This window comes from Actimicrobium sp. GrIS 1.19, from assembly GCF_035984655.1.
Lineage (GTDB): Bacteria > Pseudomonadota > Gammaproteobacteria > Burkholderiales > Burkholderiaceae_D > Actimicrobium.
The window spans coordinates 86,854-101,180 of record NZ_JAXCHT010000001.1; the positions used below are offsets into that span (position 1 = coordinate 86,854).

18 protein-coding genes are annotated in these 14,327 nt (G+C 62.9%); 10 read left to right on the plus strand and 8 right to left on the minus strand.

Translation table 11 applies throughout. The features are described from left to right. Window positions 1-21: 21 nt before the first annotated feature. Window positions 22-555 (minus strand): DUF3455 domain-containing protein, encoded by a 534-nt coding sequence (locus tag RCH09_RS00430; RefSeq protein WP_326939040.1) that lies wholly within the window; start codon window positions 553-555, stop codon window positions 22-24. A gap of 258 nt (window positions 556-813) precedes the next feature. Between RCH09_RS00430 and RCH09_RS00435 the strand changes: the two genes are divergently transcribed. The 5 genes from RCH09_RS00435 (at window position 814) to RCH09_RS00455 (ending at window position 7,032) form a co-directional block, all read left to right on the plus strand. Then, the gene (locus RCH09_RS00435; RefSeq protein WP_326939041.1) at window positions 814-2,487 is read left to right on the plus strand and encodes a M28 family peptidase; all 1,674 of its coding nucleotides are present in this window, start codon (window positions 814-816) and stop codon (window positions 2,485-2,487) included. A 31-nt stretch (window positions 2,488-2,518) separates the two neighbouring features. Beyond that, window positions 2,519-4,321 (plus strand): DUF885 domain-containing protein, encoded by a 1,803-nt coding sequence (locus RCH09_RS00440; protein ID WP_326939042.1) that lies wholly within the window; start codon window positions 2,519-2,521, stop codon window positions 4,319-4,321. A gap of 24 nt (window positions 4,322-4,345) precedes the next feature. Further along, window positions 4,346-6,133, plus strand: coding sequence for a DUF885 domain-containing protein (locus RCH09_RS00445; protein ID WP_326939043.1), 1,788 nt, complete (start codon window positions 4,346-4,348; stop codon window positions 6,131-6,133). Between the two features lie 73 nt (window positions 6,134-6,206). Then, a complete protein-coding gene (locus RCH09_RS00450; RefSeq protein WP_326939044.1) occupies window positions 6,207-6,833 on the plus strand; it encodes a GGDEF domain-containing protein in 627 nt (208 codons plus the stop codon). Continuing rightward, complete coding sequence (locus tag RCH09_RS00455) at window positions 6,826-7,032, plus strand: VF530 family protein (RefSeq protein ID WP_326939045.1); 207 nt, start codon at window positions 6,826-6,828, stop codon at window positions 7,030-7,032. The genes RCH09_RS00450 and RCH09_RS00455 overlap by 8 nt, the downstream gene beginning before the upstream one ends. Window positions 7,033-7,037: 5 nt before the next feature. Here the strand turns inward: RCH09_RS00455 and RCH09_RS00460 are convergent, their stop codons facing one another. From RCH09_RS00460 to RCH09_RS00470, 3 genes are read right to left on the minus strand one after another with little or no spacing between them, the layout of a single operon-like run. Then, window positions 7,038-7,844 (minus strand): head GIN domain-containing protein, encoded by an 807-nt coding sequence (locus tag RCH09_RS00460; protein ID WP_326939046.1) that lies wholly within the window; start codon window positions 7,842-7,844, stop codon window positions 7,038-7,040. Window positions 7,845-7,857: 13 nt separating this feature from the next. Next, window positions 7,858-8,661, minus strand: a complete 804-nt coding sequence (locus RCH09_RS00465; RefSeq protein WP_326939047.1) for a DUF1700 domain-containing protein — start codon at window positions 8,659-8,661, stop codon at window positions 7,858-7,860. A gap of 36 nt (window positions 8,662-8,697) precedes the next feature. Further along, window positions 8,698-8,940, minus strand: a complete 243-nt coding sequence (locus tag RCH09_RS00470; RefSeq protein ID WP_326939048.1) for a hypothetical protein — start codon at window positions 8,938-8,940, stop codon at window positions 8,698-8,700. A 208-nt stretch (window positions 8,941-9,148) separates the two neighbouring features. On the opposite strand from RCH09_RS00470, the gene RCH09_RS00475 reads away from it, so the two are divergent. After that, window positions 9,149-9,706 carry a hypothetical protein gene (locus RCH09_RS00475; RefSeq protein ID WP_326939049.1) on the plus strand — a complete coding sequence of 186 codons (558 nt, stop codon included), beginning with the start codon at window positions 9,149-9,151 and terminating at the stop codon, window positions 9,704-9,706. Then, entirely contained in the window at window positions 9,703-10,065 is a 363-nt protein-coding gene (locus RCH09_RS00480; RefSeq protein WP_326939050.1) for a translation initiation factor Sui1, read from the plus strand. The genes RCH09_RS00475 and RCH09_RS00480 overlap by 4 nt, the downstream gene beginning before the upstream one ends. On the opposite strand, the gene argB is transcribed toward RCH09_RS00480, so the two are convergent. Then, window positions 10,066-10,968: an acetylglutamate kinase gene (argB, locus tag RCH09_RS00485; protein WP_326939051.1), complete on the minus strand. Its 903-nt coding sequence runs from the start codon at window positions 10,966-10,968 to the stop codon at window positions 10,066-10,068. A 157-nt stretch (window positions 10,969-11,125) separates the two neighbouring features. On the opposite strand from argB, the gene RCH09_RS00490 reads away from it, so the two are divergent. From RCH09_RS00490 to RCH09_RS00500, 3 genes are read left to right on the plus strand one after another with little or no spacing between them, the layout of a single operon-like run. Beyond that, window positions 11,126-11,692: a sigma-70 family RNA polymerase sigma factor gene (locus tag RCH09_RS00490; protein WP_326939052.1), complete on the plus strand. Its 567-nt coding sequence runs from the start codon at window positions 11,126-11,128 to the stop codon at window positions 11,690-11,692. An 11-nt stretch (window positions 11,693-11,703) separates the two neighbouring features. Then, window positions 11,704-11,916 carry a zf-HC2 domain-containing protein gene (locus RCH09_RS00495; protein ID WP_326939053.1) on the plus strand — a complete coding sequence of 71 codons (213 nt, stop codon included), beginning with the start codon at window positions 11,704-11,706 and terminating at the stop codon, window positions 11,914-11,916. After that, window positions 11,913-12,098 (plus strand): cysteine-rich CWC family protein, encoded by a 186-nt coding sequence (locus tag RCH09_RS00500; RefSeq protein WP_326939054.1) that lies wholly within the window; start codon window positions 11,913-11,915, stop codon window positions 12,096-12,098. Before RCH09_RS00495 ends, RCH09_RS00500 begins: the two co-directional genes overlap by 4 nt. Here RCH09_RS00500 and RCH09_RS00505 read toward each other — a convergent pair whose 3' ends face one another. Genes RCH09_RS00505 through RCH09_RS00515 form a run of 3 tightly spaced genes read right to left on the minus strand, consistent with a single transcriptional unit; the run spans window position 12,099 to window position 14,313 of the window. Then, window positions 12,099-12,767 (minus strand): SPOR domain-containing protein, encoded by a 669-nt coding sequence (locus RCH09_RS00505; RefSeq protein ID WP_326939055.1) that lies wholly within the window; start codon window positions 12,765-12,767, stop codon window positions 12,099-12,101. Further along, window positions 12,761-13,528: a type III pantothenate kinase gene (locus tag RCH09_RS00510; RefSeq protein ID WP_326939056.1), complete on the minus strand. Its 768-nt coding sequence runs from the start codon at window positions 13,526-13,528 to the stop codon at window positions 12,761-12,763. Before RCH09_RS00510 ends, RCH09_RS00505 begins: the two co-directional genes overlap by 7 nt. Next, the gene (locus RCH09_RS00515; protein ID WP_326939057.1) at window positions 13,525-14,313 is read right to left on the minus strand and encodes a biotin--[acetyl-CoA-carboxylase] ligase; all 789 of its coding nucleotides are present in this window, start codon (window positions 14,311-14,313) and stop codon (window positions 13,525-13,527) included. Before RCH09_RS00515 ends, RCH09_RS00510 begins: the two co-directional genes overlap by 4 nt. Window positions 14,314-14,327: the final 14 nt, after the last annotated feature.

Consider the following 14,327-nt stretch of genomic DNA (forward strand, 5'->3'; position numbering starts at 1 on the left):
CAAACGATTCCCGCGCGCGAATCAGCTCGCCTTGTAGAACACATAGTCGGCCTGGTATTTGACGGTCTTCCTTGTGCCGACACCGGCTTCGGCGCAGGCCTCGGCCGGGGCCACGCCGCCGACTGTCTTGAGTCGCTGGATGTAGGTCACGCCGCTCATCGCACCGTTGCCGGTGGCCGGATTGGCCTGCACCAGTTGCAATGGAATTGCGCCAGCGACGCCCGGAGCAACCGCCAGCTGCTTGCCGGTGACCTTGCTGCCATCGTTCGATTCCCACGTCGGGCCCGCATAGTATTTGCCGATCGGTGTCTTGTTCTTGTCGAGCAGCATGGCATTCGGGCCGGTGAAGACCCACTCGAATGCGCCTGGCGTGGCAGCCTTGGCGCGGCATTCATAACCCAGATCGCCGCTGCCGACGGCCGTCATTGCAACCTTGTTCCCGGCCGGTACAGACACGGCGGCCGGGGCTTCGGGGGTGGCCATCGGCGTCATGCCGGCGCAGGCCGCGAGCGCGGTGGCGAGGGCAAGCAGCAGAACGGTATTGGTGGTGGTCATGGTTTTTCTCCTAAAGTGGTTGACGTCAAATGGGGATAAATCGCTTACCCACTCTCCGCTACGCCCAAGCCCGCCAACCGGATGCAGTCGCAAAAAAATAAACTCCCGGTGCGGCAACGCCGGCGCTGCGCTGTGCAGCGCACCATCCGGTTTGACCGTAGCCTATTCGTGTTTTCCATTGATTTTCCGTAGACAATAGGTCGATACCGCCGAGGCTTTCGTGGCAGACTTTCGGCACCCCATTGAACGGATGCCGTCATGACAAAAAAAATAGTCGCGCGCACGCTGTGCGTTGCGTCGCTCACATTGCTGCTGTCCTGCGCAACCCAACCCGCACCACCGCAACTCGGCCTCATCAGCAGCAGCGCGCTGCTCGATCACATCAAGGTGCTGTCGTCGGATGAGTTCGAAGGACGCGCACCCGGCAGCAACGGCGAACAGAAGACCGTGGCTTACCTGACCCGGCAGTTCAAGCAGCTCGGCCTGGCGCCGGGCAATCCCGATGGCAGTTATCTGCAGCATGTGCCGCTGATGGGCGTGCACTCGAAACCAGCGCTGACTCTGGAGGCCGGCGGCCAGAAAATGCCGCTGCGGTTTCCGGATGACTTCGTCGCATTCTCGGCGTTGAATCAACCTGAAGTGAAGATCGACCAGTCCCAGCTGGTGTTTGTCGGCTACGGCGTGCAGGCGCCGGAGTTTGGCTGGGACGATTACAAGGGCGTCGATGTACGCGGCAAGACCATCGTCATGCTGATCAACGATCCACCGATACCCGATCCGGCCGATCCGTCCAAACTTGATCCGGCCATGTTCGGCGGCAAGGCGATGACCTACTACGGCCGCTGGACCTACAAGTACGAGATCGCGGCGAAGATGGGCGCCGCAGCAGCGTTGATCGTGCACGAAACCGGGCCGGCCGCGTATCCGTATGAAGTAGTGCGCAACAGCTGGTCGCGCGAGAATTTCAGCATCAAGGCCGCCGGTGCGAATCCGGACTTTCCGGCCGTGCCGGGCTGGTTGCAACTCGATACGGCAAAAAGTTTGTTCAAGGCTTCCGGCATGGATTTCGATGTGCTGAAAAAAGCGGCACTGTCGAAAGACTTCAAGCCGGTATCGCTGGCCGCCAGGGCCAGCTTCAAGATCGGCAATACGATCACGGAAGTCGCCTCCGACAACGTGCTCGGCAAGATCGAAGGCAGCGATCCGATCCTGAAAAACGAAGTCGTGATCTACTCGGCCCATTGGGATCATCTGGGCATGGATACCGGCCTGCCGGGTGCGCGCAGCAAACAGATTTATCACGGCGCGCTCGACAATGCCTCCGGTGTCGCCACGCTGCTCGAACTGGCCAAGGCCTTCAAGGCGTTGCCGGTCGCGCCCAAGCGCACCATCCTGTTCATCGCCACCACTTCCGAAGTACAGGGCCTGCTGGGTGCGCGCTACTACGCCCGGCATCCGCTGTATCCGCTCGCCAACACGCTGGTGGACATCAACATGGATGGCGTCAATCCCTGGGGCCGCACGCGCGACCTGCGCATCACCGGAGCCGGCAAGTCCAGCACCGATGAACTGGTCACCCGTTACGCCGCCAGGCAGGGACGTGTCACGCTGGGCGAGGCTCGTCCGGAAAACGGCAGTTTCTATCGCGCCGATCAATTCGAATTCGCCAAGGTCGGCGTGCCGGGCGTGTATATCGGCGGCGGCACCGACTTCATCGGCAAGCCGACCGATTTCGGCAAGGACAAGGCCGCGGACTACACCGCACATGCGTATCACAAGGTCGATGACGTGGTGCAGCCGGGCTGGGACCTGTCGGGCGCGGTGGAAGATGCGCAACTGCTGTTTGCGGTCGGCTATGACATTGCCCAGGGCGGCGCCGCGCCAAGCTGGCGTGCCAATGCCGAATTCCAGCGCGCTGCCGGCAGCCACTGAGCCAGATTCACTCTAACCACACAGGATTCTCTTGCGACCTACTTTTTCGCGCACAGCTGCTGCGCTGGCGCTGTGCGCCGTTTCGTTCACCGCACTCGCCGCGGATGCCGCCCCCAATGCCGCCAGCCGGCGCCTGCATCAACTGGTCGATGCCGACTGGCAGTGGCAACTGCAGGAGTATCCGGAATTCGCCACCTCGCTCGGCGACAACCGCTTCAACGATCGCTTGACCGACCAGTCGGCCACCGCCGTGGCGCGCCGCAGCGCCCATCAGCAGGCCTTCCATCTGGCATTGCAGTCGATTGCGGAAAACCAGCTGCGCGGCCAGGACCGGATCACGCTGGAGATCTTGCACAGTAACGATGCGCAAGCCGAACGACTCAAGCGCATCTACGGCAAGCTGCCGTTCAGCGCCAGCGATGACTGGATGGTGCTGTCGCAGATGGATGGCATTCACCAATCGCTGCCGGCGCTGGCCAAGGCCTCGCCGTTCAACACGGTGCGTGATTATGAGAATTACCTCAAGCGCCTGGCGGCATTGCCGACGCATCTGGCGCAACTGACGCTGCGCATGCAGCAAGGCATCCAGAGCGGCTGGATGCCACCGGCAATTGCCTTGCGCGCGGTGCCCGAACAGATTGCCACGCACCTCGAAACCGATCCGCAAAAAGCGATCCTGTACCGGCCGTTCCTGGACATGCCAGCGACCATCAGCGCGGCCGAGCAGTCGCGTCTGCAGGCGGCCGGACGCAGCGCGATTGCCGATTCGGTGGTGCCATCGTTCACGAAGCTGCAGCGCTTCATGATCGAGAAGTATCTGCCAGCGTGCCGCACCGAATTGGGCGCGACCACGCTGCCCGGCGGCGCAGCGTTCTATCAGGCGATGATCAATGGCCAGACCACCACCAACCTGTCGCCGAAGGAAATCCATGAGCTCGGCCTGAAGGAAGTCGCCCGCATCAATGCCGAAATGGACGCCACCATGCGCAGCACCGGCTTCAAGGGCGACCGCGCCGCGTTCCAGCATTTCATCAATACCGATGCGCAGTTCACCTTCACGCGTGGCAGCGACATGCTGGCGCGCTACCGCGATATCGCCAAGCGCGCCGACGCCGAACTGCCGCGCTTTTTTGCCGAATTGCCGCGCCTGCCGTATGGCATCCGGGCGATGGAAGCCTACGAAGGCGACAATGCCGCGCATTACACCTCCGGCAGCGCCAAGGGTGGCCGCGCCGGCTACTTCGAAGCCAATGTCAACAATCCGACCAAGAGCACCTGGTACGGCATGGAATCGCTGGTGATGCACGAGGCGGTGCCCGGCCATCATCTGCAAATCGCGCGTGCGCAGGAGCTGCAGGGTCTGCCCGAGTTTCGCAAGAACAGCAACTTCAACGCCTATGCCGAAGGCTGGGCGCTGTATGCCGAAAGCCTGGGCGGCGAGCTGGGCATGTACACCGACCCGTACAGCAAGTTCGGCCAGCTGGCCGGTGAAATGTGGCGCGCCACCCGGCTCGTGATCGATACCGGAATTCATGCCTTCGGCTGGAGCCGCGACCAGGCCATCGCCTACAAGGAAACCAACGCTGCAGCCTCGCACGAAGAAGCCGTCGCGGAGATCGATCGCTACATCGTCTGGCCCGGCCAGGCGCTCGGCTACAAGCTCGGCGAGTTGCGCATCAAGGCACTGCGGGCCAAAGCCAGTGCGGCACTGGGCGAGCGGTTTGATCTGCGTAAATTCCATAACGCCGTGCTCGACAATGGCGCCTTGCCACTCGATGTGCTGGATCAGCAGATCGACCTGTGGATCGCGCAACAACAAAAAACGGCAAGCTGATTTCACCACCAGGAAAGCGACACCATGCAAACCCGAGTCCGAATTTGCAGCACCCTCCTGCTGCTCCTGTGCAGCGCCCAATTGCAGGCTGCGCCAGCCGACAGCACCCGTGCCTTTCACGCGCTGCTGGCGGAACAGTGGGAACTGGACGGGCGCGAATTTCCCGAAGCGGCCACGGCACGCGGCGACCAGCGTTACAACGACCGGCTGACCGACCTGTCGCCGGAGGCCGTGGCGCGCCGCAAGGCCAACGACACCAGCGTGCTGCAAAAGCTGGCGCGCATTGACAGCACGCAGCTGCGCGGCCAGGACAAGATTTCGTATGCCGTGTTTGCCACCACCCACAAGCAGGCGGCCCGGCTCGATGCGATGTATGGTGCCTTGCCGTTCGGCGCGGCCGACAGCTGGCTGCCGGTGTCGCCGATGTTCGGACCGCAGTTCGAGTTGCCGCAACTGGTGCGCGAGACACCGTTCGTGACGGTGCGCGACTACGACAATTATCTCGCGCGACTGGCCGCGTTCCCGCGTCAGATCGATCAGATGATTGCGCGCATGCAGCAGGGCATCGCCAGCGGCTGGATGCCGCCGGCAGCGGCGATGCAGAAGGTGCCGGAACAGATTGCCGCTCAGCTTGGCAGCGACGTCACGCAGCATCTGGCCTACCAGCCGTTCAACAAATTCCCGCCCGCGATTGGCGCCGGTGAACAGCGCCGTCTGAGCGACGCCGGCAAGCAGGCCATCGAAAGATCGGTGCTGCCGGCGTTCGGCAAACTGCGCAGCTTCATGGTCGATACCTATCTGCCGGCCAGTCGCGTGGCGCTGGGTGCATCGACCTTGCCCGGCGGCCCGGCCTATTATCAGCTGATGGTGGCGCAGCAAACCACCACCGGATTGACGGCGCAGGAAATCCACCAGATCGGCTTGCAGGAAGTCGCACGCATCAACGCCGAAATGGAAACCGTGGTCGGCCGCACCGGCTTCAAGGGAAGCCGCGCCGAGTTCATCAAGTTCATCAACACCGATCCGAAGTTCCTGTTCACCAGCTCCGAAAAAATGCTGGCGGCTTATCGGGATATCGCCAAGCGCGTCGATGCGGAATTGCCGCGCCTGTTTGCCGAACTGCCGCGGGTACCGTACGGCATCCGGGCCATGCAACCGTATGAAGGCGACAACGCCGAGCATTACAGTCGCGGCAGTCTGGACGGCAGCCGCGCCGGCTATTTCGAAGCCAACGTGATCAACCTGTCGCGCCGCAGCAGCGCCACCATGGAGTCGTTGCTGTTGCACGAAGCGGTACCGGGCCATCATCTGCAGATCGCGCGCCAGCAGGAATTGACCACGCTGCCGGAGTTCCGCCGCAATGCCTGGTTCACCGCCTTCGGCGAAGGCTGGGCGCTGTATGCCGAAAGCCTGGGCGATGAGATCGGCATGTACCGCGATCCGTATGCCAAGTTCGGCCAGCTGTCAGCCGAGATGCACCGTGCCTGCCGGCTGGTGATCGATACCGGCATCCACGCAATGGGATGGGGCCGCGACCAATCGATTGCGTATCTGGAAACCAACGCTGCACTCAGTCCGGCGTTTGCCGCGGCCGAAGTCGATCGCTACATTGTCTGGCCGGGCCAGGCGCTGGGTTACAAGATCGGTGAATTACGCATCAAGGCGCTGCGCGCCAGGGCCGCAGCGGCGCTGGGGGAACGCTTCGATCTGCGGCGCTTCCACAACGCGGTGATCGACAACGGCGTGCTGCCGCTGGACGTGCTCGATCAGCAGATTGACCTGTGGATCGCGGCCGAGCAACGGCGTCGATAATTGTCGGTAAGAGTCGGTAGCTGTGGCATATTGAGCGCTGGCCATTCCCGCCAATCAACCGGAGCCGGTATCCATGACTGCACCGCACGACCCGTCCGATGAAATCGTCACCCTGCGGGCCCAGCTGGCCGAGCAGGACCGTCAACTGCAAACGCTGCGTGAGGAAGTCGCCACGCTGACCCGGCACGATCCGCTGACCGGTGTGATGAACCATCGCACCCTGATCGAAACCCTGCGCGGCGAATTGCTGCGCGCGCATCGCACCGGCCATCCGTTCTGCTTTGCCATCGTCGACCTTGACCACTTCAGCCAGATCAATGAGCGGTTCGGCTATGCGGTGGGCGATCTGGTGCTGCAAACGGTGGCCGACACATCGCTCAAGCTGCTGCGCGCGCTGGATGGTTTTGGCCGCCTCGGCGGCGAGGAATTCGGCATCGTATTGCCAGCCACCTGGCTCGACAGCGGCGTCATCGCAATGACCCGCTTGCGGGCCGCCGTGACCGCCTGCGACTGGGCTGTCATCACGCCCGGCATGAGCGTGACCTTTTCCGCCGGCCTGACCACCAACGCCACCGGCGACACCGCCGAGCAGATGCTGTTGCGCGCCGAACAGGCACTGGCCAAAGCCAAGGCGGAGGGACGCAATCGCACCGTGCAGTCGGAAGAAGCCTTGCCCGACATGCCGCCGCTCGATGACTGACCCGCTGCACGGCGTCACGCTGGCAGCCATGCTCACGGCGCTGGTCGAGCAATATGGCTGGGACGGGCTGGCGCAGCGCATTGATGTGCGCTGCTTCAAGACGGACCCGAGCATCAAGTCAAGCCTGACCTTCTTGCGGCGCACGCCATGGGCGCGCGAACAGCTCGAGGCGCTGTATCGGGCGCGCACGGGCGCCTGACACCCTCACTCGAAACGCACATCCCCGGAGCCCGACTTATGCACTTCGCGTCGCGCCGGCGCTCCGCGCACGTCGACGTCGCCGCTGCCATTCAGGCTGATTGTCACCAGCTTGCGCGCGAACACCGTGCCATTGCCTGATCCGGCCAGAGCCAGCGTGACCTGCTCCGCCTGCAGCCGTCCGGCATCGAGATCGCCCGACCCGGCCAGCGTGGCCTGCACGGTCTGGCATTGACCGACCGCATCGACATTGCCGGAGCCAAGCAACCGGATCTCGACCTGCTCGCTGTTGCTGGCGGCAAGGTGCAGATCGCCGCTGCCGGCGAGCTGGGCAACGATTTTCTTGAACTGCCCATTGAACAGCACGTCGCCGGAGCCAGCCATCGTCAGCGCCGCCGCATTACCCGAAAAACCCTCGACGTTTGCATCGCCACTGCCGCTGACTGCGACATTTTCCAGCGTCGGCAGGGTCACCGTGATCATCATCGGACCATGGTTGCCGATGATCAGGCCACGTGTATCAATGCGCAGCGTGGCGCCATCGGTTTCGGTGGTGATCTTGGGCAGCATGCGTTGTTCGGCATACACGACGATGCCTGCCACCGGCCCCTGGCGCAAGGTCAGATCGACCGCGCCGCGCAAGTCGATGTTGAGCACGGCAGCACTCAGCGGACGCGTCTCGGAAATCAGATTGCGGCCAGTGACCGCCGCGCCGGTTTGGGTCGCCTGGGCCTTGAGCACGCTGTAACCGACACCGACCAGCAACACCGCCAGCACGAAGAAAAACAAAAATACATTGCGCAGAATTCGCATGGTGATTTCCTGATCAGGCAGTACGACGGTTGGCCAAGGTGGCGTAGTTGAATCTGGCGTAGCGCTTGATGGCGATGGCCCAGTACTTGACCAGCACCAGCCAGAACAGCAGCAACAGGATCCCCACCAGCGTCGCGGCGACGCCCTTGGCGGTCTTTACCGTGCGCGAATCGTCACCGTCGCCGCCAAACAGGTCCAGGCGCGTGCTGCCCACCGAGAGCGAGGAATGCTTGCCGGCGCGTTGATTCAACACTTCGATGCCGGTCGGCGTAATCATCATGCTGCTGCGCACGGCGCCAGGGTGCTCGACCAGGCTCTGCGAGCGGCCAATCTGCACGTACTCGAGGGGGCCGCCAATCATCAGGCTGTCGACACCCGCCAGGCCGCTGGCGGTCACCGCAATACCGCTGCCATACAGCGCCATCGCCGTCATGAACATGGCAAACAACATCGCGGTGGCAATGATTGCCGGCACCAGCAACGCCAGGTTCAGCACCGACAGCCCCAGCACCGACGTCAGGTAACTGCCAACGGTATTGACGCGTTTGTTCGGCAGCACCGACATGGGCCGCGCGGCACGGGTGTAGGCCGCCACATCGAAGCGCGGCCGCAGCGCCGTTTCCTGCACGGTCGACCAGTGGCTTGACGCGACCTGTCCCGGATCGGGCAGGGTTTGCAGAATCTCGTCCTCGCTCTGGCCGGCCGCCAGCCCGGTGATAAAGCGCAGGTCATACTCGGCGACGATGCGCTGCGCAGCTTCGGGCGGCAAATCGACCAACGCGCGGGTCAGGGCGGCAAGGTAATCGGTTCTGGTCATGGCAAAGGACTGGATTGAGAAATCGGGAGTCGGGTATTACGAATTGCGCACGGCGGTGTTGCCAGCGGCCAGCAACGCTTTTTGTTCGGTGTTCAGACGCTTTGCCGTCACAACGACTTGCGGCAATTGTTGCACCGCTGGCAGGCGCTTGGCGGTAACGACCACCTGGGCCAGGACAATGGTATCGGGTGTCGGCGGGTTGGTCACCAGAAAGCTGGCGGCAGCGATGAAAGCGAGGGTGACGACGGTAGCGACTTGCAGGGAGTGGAGCGTTTTCATGATGCTTCCTTTCGGTGTGGGCTTGGTGTGATGACACTGTAGGTAAAGCACAGGGGTGACGCCAACGGAATGCGACGGAGTGCGAAATTGGCAGCCTGAAGTGCGCAATTGGAGGGATTTGGCGGCGGCTGGCCACGCTCGCGGTGCGCTACAATCCGCCGCACAGGACCGGCACACGCAGCGGTGCGCAATAATCGAAAGAGGGTTTATGTCAGAAGCACAGGTATCAGCAAACTACCGCTTTGTCGGCGCGTACCAGGAGGTCAACACCCGCATTGCGCAGCGCCAGCAGGCCTTGACGATCTATGTCTCGCTGGTGCTGAGCCTGCTGGCGGTGCTGGTCGGGCTCAAACCCAGCAGCGCCGGTGCGAGCATTCCGATCGAATGGCTGGTGATGGGTTTTCCGCTGGCATCGACGTTTCTGGCCTTGATGAGTTACAAGGCCGAGCGCGCCATTACCAATCTGCGCCATTTCCTGTGCGTGCTGGAACGGCTGGGCAACGCCAACGAAGCGATTCCAAGCTATAACGCCAATCCGATCTGGTCGGTCAGTGCCAATCATGCGCGCCAGTTCCAGGATTACGCCGCTGCCCTGCTGGTGCTGGGTGGCAACCTGGTCGGATTGCTGGCTGCGGTCAAGATCTATCCGGCCCAGCTTGGTGGCAATCCGGTCGCGCTGTGGGCCGCCGGCACGGTTGCGCTGGCGTCGTTTATTGCGCTGTTGTGGATTCCGAGACTGAGCTTCACACCGGGGCAGGTGCCATGAAAAACCAGTCCGGCAGCGGCCTGGTCTACTTCACCGAGACGGGGCGCATGTGTCCGGTGTGCCGCAATGCGCTGGCGCAGTGCCAGTGCAAGGCTGCCGCAAAGGCGGCCCCGGCAGGGGATGGCGTGGTACGGGTTTCGCGCCAGACCAAGGGCCGGGGCGGCAAGAGCGTGACCGTTGTGAAGGGCCTGGCACTCGATGCCGCAATGCTGGCGGCGCTGGGCAAGCAGCTGCGCACCGCCTGCGGGTCCGGCGGCACGGTCAAGGATGGTGTCATTGAAGTGCAGGGCGACCATTGCGAGCTGATCATGGAGGCCCTGCGCAAGCAGGGTCATCAACCCAAACGCGCTGGCGGCTGATCAGTGCGAGCGGATCATCGTCCCGAAGGCCTGCTCGGTCAACACTTCCAGCAACAGCGAATGTTCGATGCGGCCGTCGATGATGTGCACGGTATTGACGCCTGACTTGGCCGCGTCCAGCGCCGACGAAATCTTCGGAAGCATGCCGCCGGAAATGGTGCCGTCGGCGAACATCTCATCGATCTCGCGCGCCGACAGGTCGGTGACGAGGTTGCCGTTCTTGTCCATGACGCCGGGGATGTTGGTCATCATGATCAACTTTTCGGCTTTCAGGATTTCGGCAATCTTGCCGGCAACCAGATCGGCGTTGATGTTGTAGGCCTGGCCGTCTTCGCCAAAGCCGATCGGCGAAATGATCGGGATGAAGGCGTCGTCCTGCAGCGCCTTGACCACTGCCGGGTTGATCGCATCGATTTCGCCGACGAAACCGATGTCGAGGAATTCGCCCGGTTTTTCGCGGTCCGGCATTTTCATCTTGCGCGCGCGGATCAGACCGCCATCCTTGCCGGTCAAACCGACCGCCTGGCCGCCGTAATGATTGATCAGCATCACGATGTCCTGTTGCACTTCGCCGCCCAAGACCCATTCGACGACTTCCATGGTCTCTTCATCGGTAATGCGCATGCCCTGGATGAAGCTGCCTTGCTTGCCGATTTTTTTCAGTGCATTGTCGATCTGCGGTCCGCCGCCGTGCACCACCACCGGGTTCATCCCGACCAGCTTCAACAGGATCACGTCGCGCGCGAAGCCATGCTTGAGGCGTTCTTCGGTCATCGCGTTGCCACCGTATTTGACCACGATGGTCTTGCCATGAAACTTGCGAATGTAAGGCAGCGCCTCAGCCAGGATTTCGGCTTTGATCTGGGGCGAAACCGCGCTTAAATCGGCATTGGAATCAGACATGGCATTTCCTGAAATGAATTTCGGCGATTTTACTACTGGATGCGAATCCGGTCGCTGCCAATTTATTGTATTTAGTTGTCCGTTCGGATAGTCTTGCGGCAAAACCACAACGGCTGCGAACGGCCATTTCCACCGGGCGGGATCGATGGACAACGACATGCACAGGCAGCTGGAAGCACTCCGACCGGCATTGCTGCGCTTTGCGATCTTACAATTGCGCAATGAAACCCTGGCCGAGGACGTGGTGCAGGATGCGTTGATTGCGGTGCTGGAGAAGCCCGACCGGTTCGCCGGCCAGTCCAGTCTGCGCACCTATGTCACCGGCATCATGAAGCACAAGATCATCGACGCCCTGCGCGCGGCCAGCCGCACCCGTCAGTTCGACGTGGCCGACGACGAATCCGAAGATGATGTCATTGATGCATTGTTCAACGCCAAGGGCCATACCATCGACACGGCGCGCAACTGGGGTAGTCCGGATGCCACGCTGGAGCAAAAGGACTTTTTCCGGGTCATGGAGCTGTGCCTGGAAAAATTGCCCAGCAAGATTGCGCGGATCTTTCTGATGCGCGAGTGGCTGGAGCTCGACACCGATGAAATCTGTAAGGAACTGGACATCTCGACGTCTAATGCCTGGGTAATGTTGTATCGCGCCCGGCTTCGCCTGCGCGAATGCCTGCAGCTGAACTGGTTTGGCAACATGCCATCAGCCACAGGCCGTTGAAAGAACACACCATGGGATTGAAACCAACCTGCAAGGAAGTACACCGTCTGACCTCGGAAGGGTTGGACCGCCATTTGTCGGTGATCGAGCAATTGCGCGTGCGCATCCACCTGATCGTGTGCGAATCCTGCACCAACTTCACGGCGCAAATGCAGTTGCTGCGCCGGGCCATTCGCAAGTTCGAGATCCCGGCCGATCCGCCCGCGCCGGCAGACAAGCCATGAGCCAGTGCAGTCAGTGCGGCGCCACTTTTGGCTGCGCGATGGCCGATGCGGATGCCGCCGAGCCCTGCTGGTGCACCGCCTTGCCCAATTTACCGGCGACGGCGCTCACGCAGGGTGCGTGTTTGTGCCCGCGTTGCCTGGCCGAACGGCTGCGTTCAGCCACCCCGCCTGACAACAAGTAATCAGGACGCAGCGCAATCGCGCCTGTCGACCTTGCTGATACTGGCGGCGATCTTGAGCACGTTTGCCAGATCCGCTTCGCCAACGCCGCGCAACAGGAAAGCCACCTTGCTGCTGCCGGGGCCGCGGCCGCCGATACGGGCACTGCGCACGCCTTTTTTCATCAGCTCGGCCAGATGGGCCTCGGCCGCCGTCTTGGTCTTGAAGATACCCAGCGAGATCCCGAAGCGCAGCTCACCCTCGCCCTGCATGACAAAAAAATCCTTGATGTCGAGCCGGCGCAATTCACCGGCCTTGCGCTCCGCGCCTTCCTTGTCGCCCTGCGACGGGATGAAGACGATATAGCTGGCGCTGTCGACCACGCGCCGGCGCGTCATGCCCTGCTGCAGTGACAGCGCCGCCACCCGGGTTTCGAAGCGGCCGGCGTCGAGGTCGGTGAAATCGCCGAGTTCGACGCAGGCCGGCACCGGCGCCGGCTCGGCTTGGGCCAGCACCGCCGGTGGCGGCAGCAGATCCGCCGCGCCCAGCAAGCGCAACTTGTCCGGACTGAGCTGTTGTTGCAGCCGCTGTGGCTCATGGCCACCAGGCAGCAACGCATCAAGATAGCCACCGTTGAGCGCCAGCAGCGCAACGTTCAGCAACAGCAACAACCAGAAAAAAGTTCTCAGCATGGCGGTCGGGTGGTGGCGGCCTGCAAACCAAGCAGGACCAGGTTATCGACAAGAGTGTTGGGTACAGTCAGCATCGGTGCGATCCACGCGGCAGCACCGCCGGAAAGCAGGCAGCGTGCTCCCGGGCGTGCCGCCAGGGCGCGCTCGATCGCACCAGCCTGCGCGTTCAGGCAGCCACTGACAATGGCAGCATCGGTGTGATCGGCAAACAGCGGCGGGGCGACAATCTGTTGCCCGATGTGCGGCAACTGGGCGGTGTTGCGCGCCAGCGCCGTGGCCATCAAGCCAAGTCCGGGCAAAATCATGCCGCCGATAAAATTGCCATCGGCGTCCAGCGCATCAATGGTGGTGGCGGTGCCGCAGGTAGCGACAATGAGCTCCTGCTGCGGAAACAGCGCGCGCGCGCCGATCAGCGTGGCGAAGCGATCGCAGCCAAGCTGGGCCGGATCGCGATAGCCGTTGCGCACGCCGGCGGCAGCGGCCACCGAGGCAAACCAGCTCAGCCGCAGGCCCGGCAGGGCGCCTAGCACTTGTTCGAGCCGGGCGCGCATGGCCGCACCGGCGACATGCGCAATCACCGCCGCGCTGGCGCCAGTTTCGCGCCAGACCGGCTCCAGCGTTGGCAACGCCGCATGCAGCACCGCGCCGCTGGCGAGCCAGCCGGCGTCGACCGCGCCATCCCAGCGCGGCACGCCGACGTGGTCTTCCACCAGCGCCCACTTGACGCGCGTATTGCCGACATCAATCAGCAGACGCGTCATGCCGCCACCGCGCGCAACGACACATCGCCAGCTACTACCGCGCTGCGTCCGCTGGCAGTCTGCACCAGCAGGCGGCCCTGGTCGTCGACCCCGAGCGCGACGCCGTCGAGCACGGGCTGGCCATGATCGACGATCGCAATGTGCTGACCGCGATGCAGATGCAGCGCATTCCAGCGCTGCGTAAAAGCCGGAAAGCCGAACTGTTCGAATTCCTGCAGGGTCAGGCACAGACGGTCAAGCAACGCCGCCAGCAGCAGCTCACGATCAATCTCCAGCAGGTCGGACAGCGCGGCGACCGGTTGCTCGATGCGCGCTGTCAGCGCCGCATCGGCCGCCAGATTGATGCCAATGCCGATCACCGCCCAGAGTCGATCGCCGGACTGCCGGTCGTGGGCGGTCTCGATCAGTACGCCGGCCAATTTGCGGCCATTGCACAACACGTCGTTCGGCCATTTCAACTGCACCGGCAACTGCAACGTTGCCAGCGTTTCGGCCAGCGCCACCCCCACCGCCAACGGCAACCCGGCCAGCGCCTGCAGCGGCAGCCGGAAGCGCCACGCCAGCGAGAACGTCAGCGAGGCGCCGCGCGCCGACTGCCAGCTGCGCCCGGCGCGCCCGCGCCCGGCGGTCTGCTGCTCGGCAATCAGCAGCAGCGGCGCCGCCAACTGGTCCAGCCGTGCCAGCAGATCGGCGTTGGTCGAGCCGGTCTCGGCCACGACCTCGATGGTCAGTCCGGGGACCGCGGTCTGGCAGGCTGCGGCGATGCGTTGCGGGGAAAAAAGCATGGTCATGGCGGCAT

Excerpts from the sequence above, each read along its gene's own strand:
- argB (WP_326939051.1), bottom strand. The coding sequence starts at position 10,968 with ATGTCTGATTCCAATGCCGATTTAAGCGCGGTTTCGCCCCAGATCAAA.
- RCH09_RS00500 (WP_326939054.1), top strand. The coding sequence starts at position 11,913 with ATGAGCCAGTGCAGTCAGTGCGGCGCCACTTTTGGCTGCGCGATGGCC.
- RCH09_RS00445 (WP_326939043.1), top strand. The coding sequence starts at position 4,346 with ATGCAAACCCGAGTCCGAATTTGCAGCACCCTCCTGCTGCTCCTGTGC.
- RCH09_RS00455 (WP_326939045.1), top strand. The coding sequence starts at position 6,826 with ATGACTGACCCGCTGCACGGCGTCACGCTGGCAGCCATGCTCACGGCG.
- RCH09_RS00515 (WP_326939057.1), bottom strand. The coding sequence starts at position 14,313 with ATGCTTTTTTCCCCGCAACGCATCGCCGCAGCCTGCCAGACCGCGGTC.
- RCH09_RS00505 (WP_326939055.1), bottom strand. The coding sequence starts at position 12,767 with ATGCTGAGAACTTTTTTCTGGTTGTTGCTGTTGCTGAACGTTGCGCTG.
- RCH09_RS00510 (WP_326939056.1), bottom strand. The coding sequence starts at position 13,528 with ATGACGCGTCTGCTGATTGATGTCGGCAATACGCGCGTCAAGTGGGCG.
- RCH09_RS00465 (WP_326939047.1), bottom strand. The coding sequence starts at position 8,661 with ATGACCAGAACCGATTACCTTGCCGCCCTGACCCGCGCGTTGGTCGAT.
- RCH09_RS00460 (WP_326939046.1), bottom strand. The coding sequence starts at position 7,844 with ATGCGAATTCTGCGCAATGTATTTTTGTTTTTCTTCGTGCTGGCGGTG.
- RCH09_RS00480 (WP_326939050.1), top strand. The coding sequence starts at position 9,703 with ATGAAAAACCAGTCCGGCAGCGGCCTGGTCTACTTCACCGAGACGGGG.
- RCH09_RS00470 (WP_326939048.1), bottom strand. The coding sequence starts at position 8,940 with ATGAAAACGCTCCACTCCCTGCAAGTCGCTACCGTCGTCACCCTCGCT.
- RCH09_RS00430 (WP_326939040.1), bottom strand. The coding sequence starts at position 555 with ATGACCACCACCAATACCGTTCTGCTGCTTGCCCTCGCCACCGCGCTC.
- RCH09_RS00490 (WP_326939052.1), top strand. The coding sequence starts at position 11,126 with ATGCACAGGCAGCTGGAAGCACTCCGACCGGCATTGCTGCGCTTTGCG.
- RCH09_RS00450 (WP_326939044.1), top strand. The coding sequence starts at position 6,207 with ATGACTGCACCGCACGACCCGTCCGATGAAATCGTCACCCTGCGGGCC.
- RCH09_RS00435 (WP_326939041.1), top strand. The coding sequence starts at position 814 with ATGACAAAAAAAATAGTCGCGCGCACGCTGTGCGTTGCGTCGCTCACA.
- RCH09_RS00495 (WP_326939053.1), top strand. The coding sequence starts at position 11,704 with ATGGGATTGAAACCAACCTGCAAGGAAGTACACCGTCTGACCTCGGAA.
- RCH09_RS00475 (WP_326939049.1), top strand. The coding sequence starts at position 9,149 with ATGTCAGAAGCACAGGTATCAGCAAACTACCGCTTTGTCGGCGCGTAC.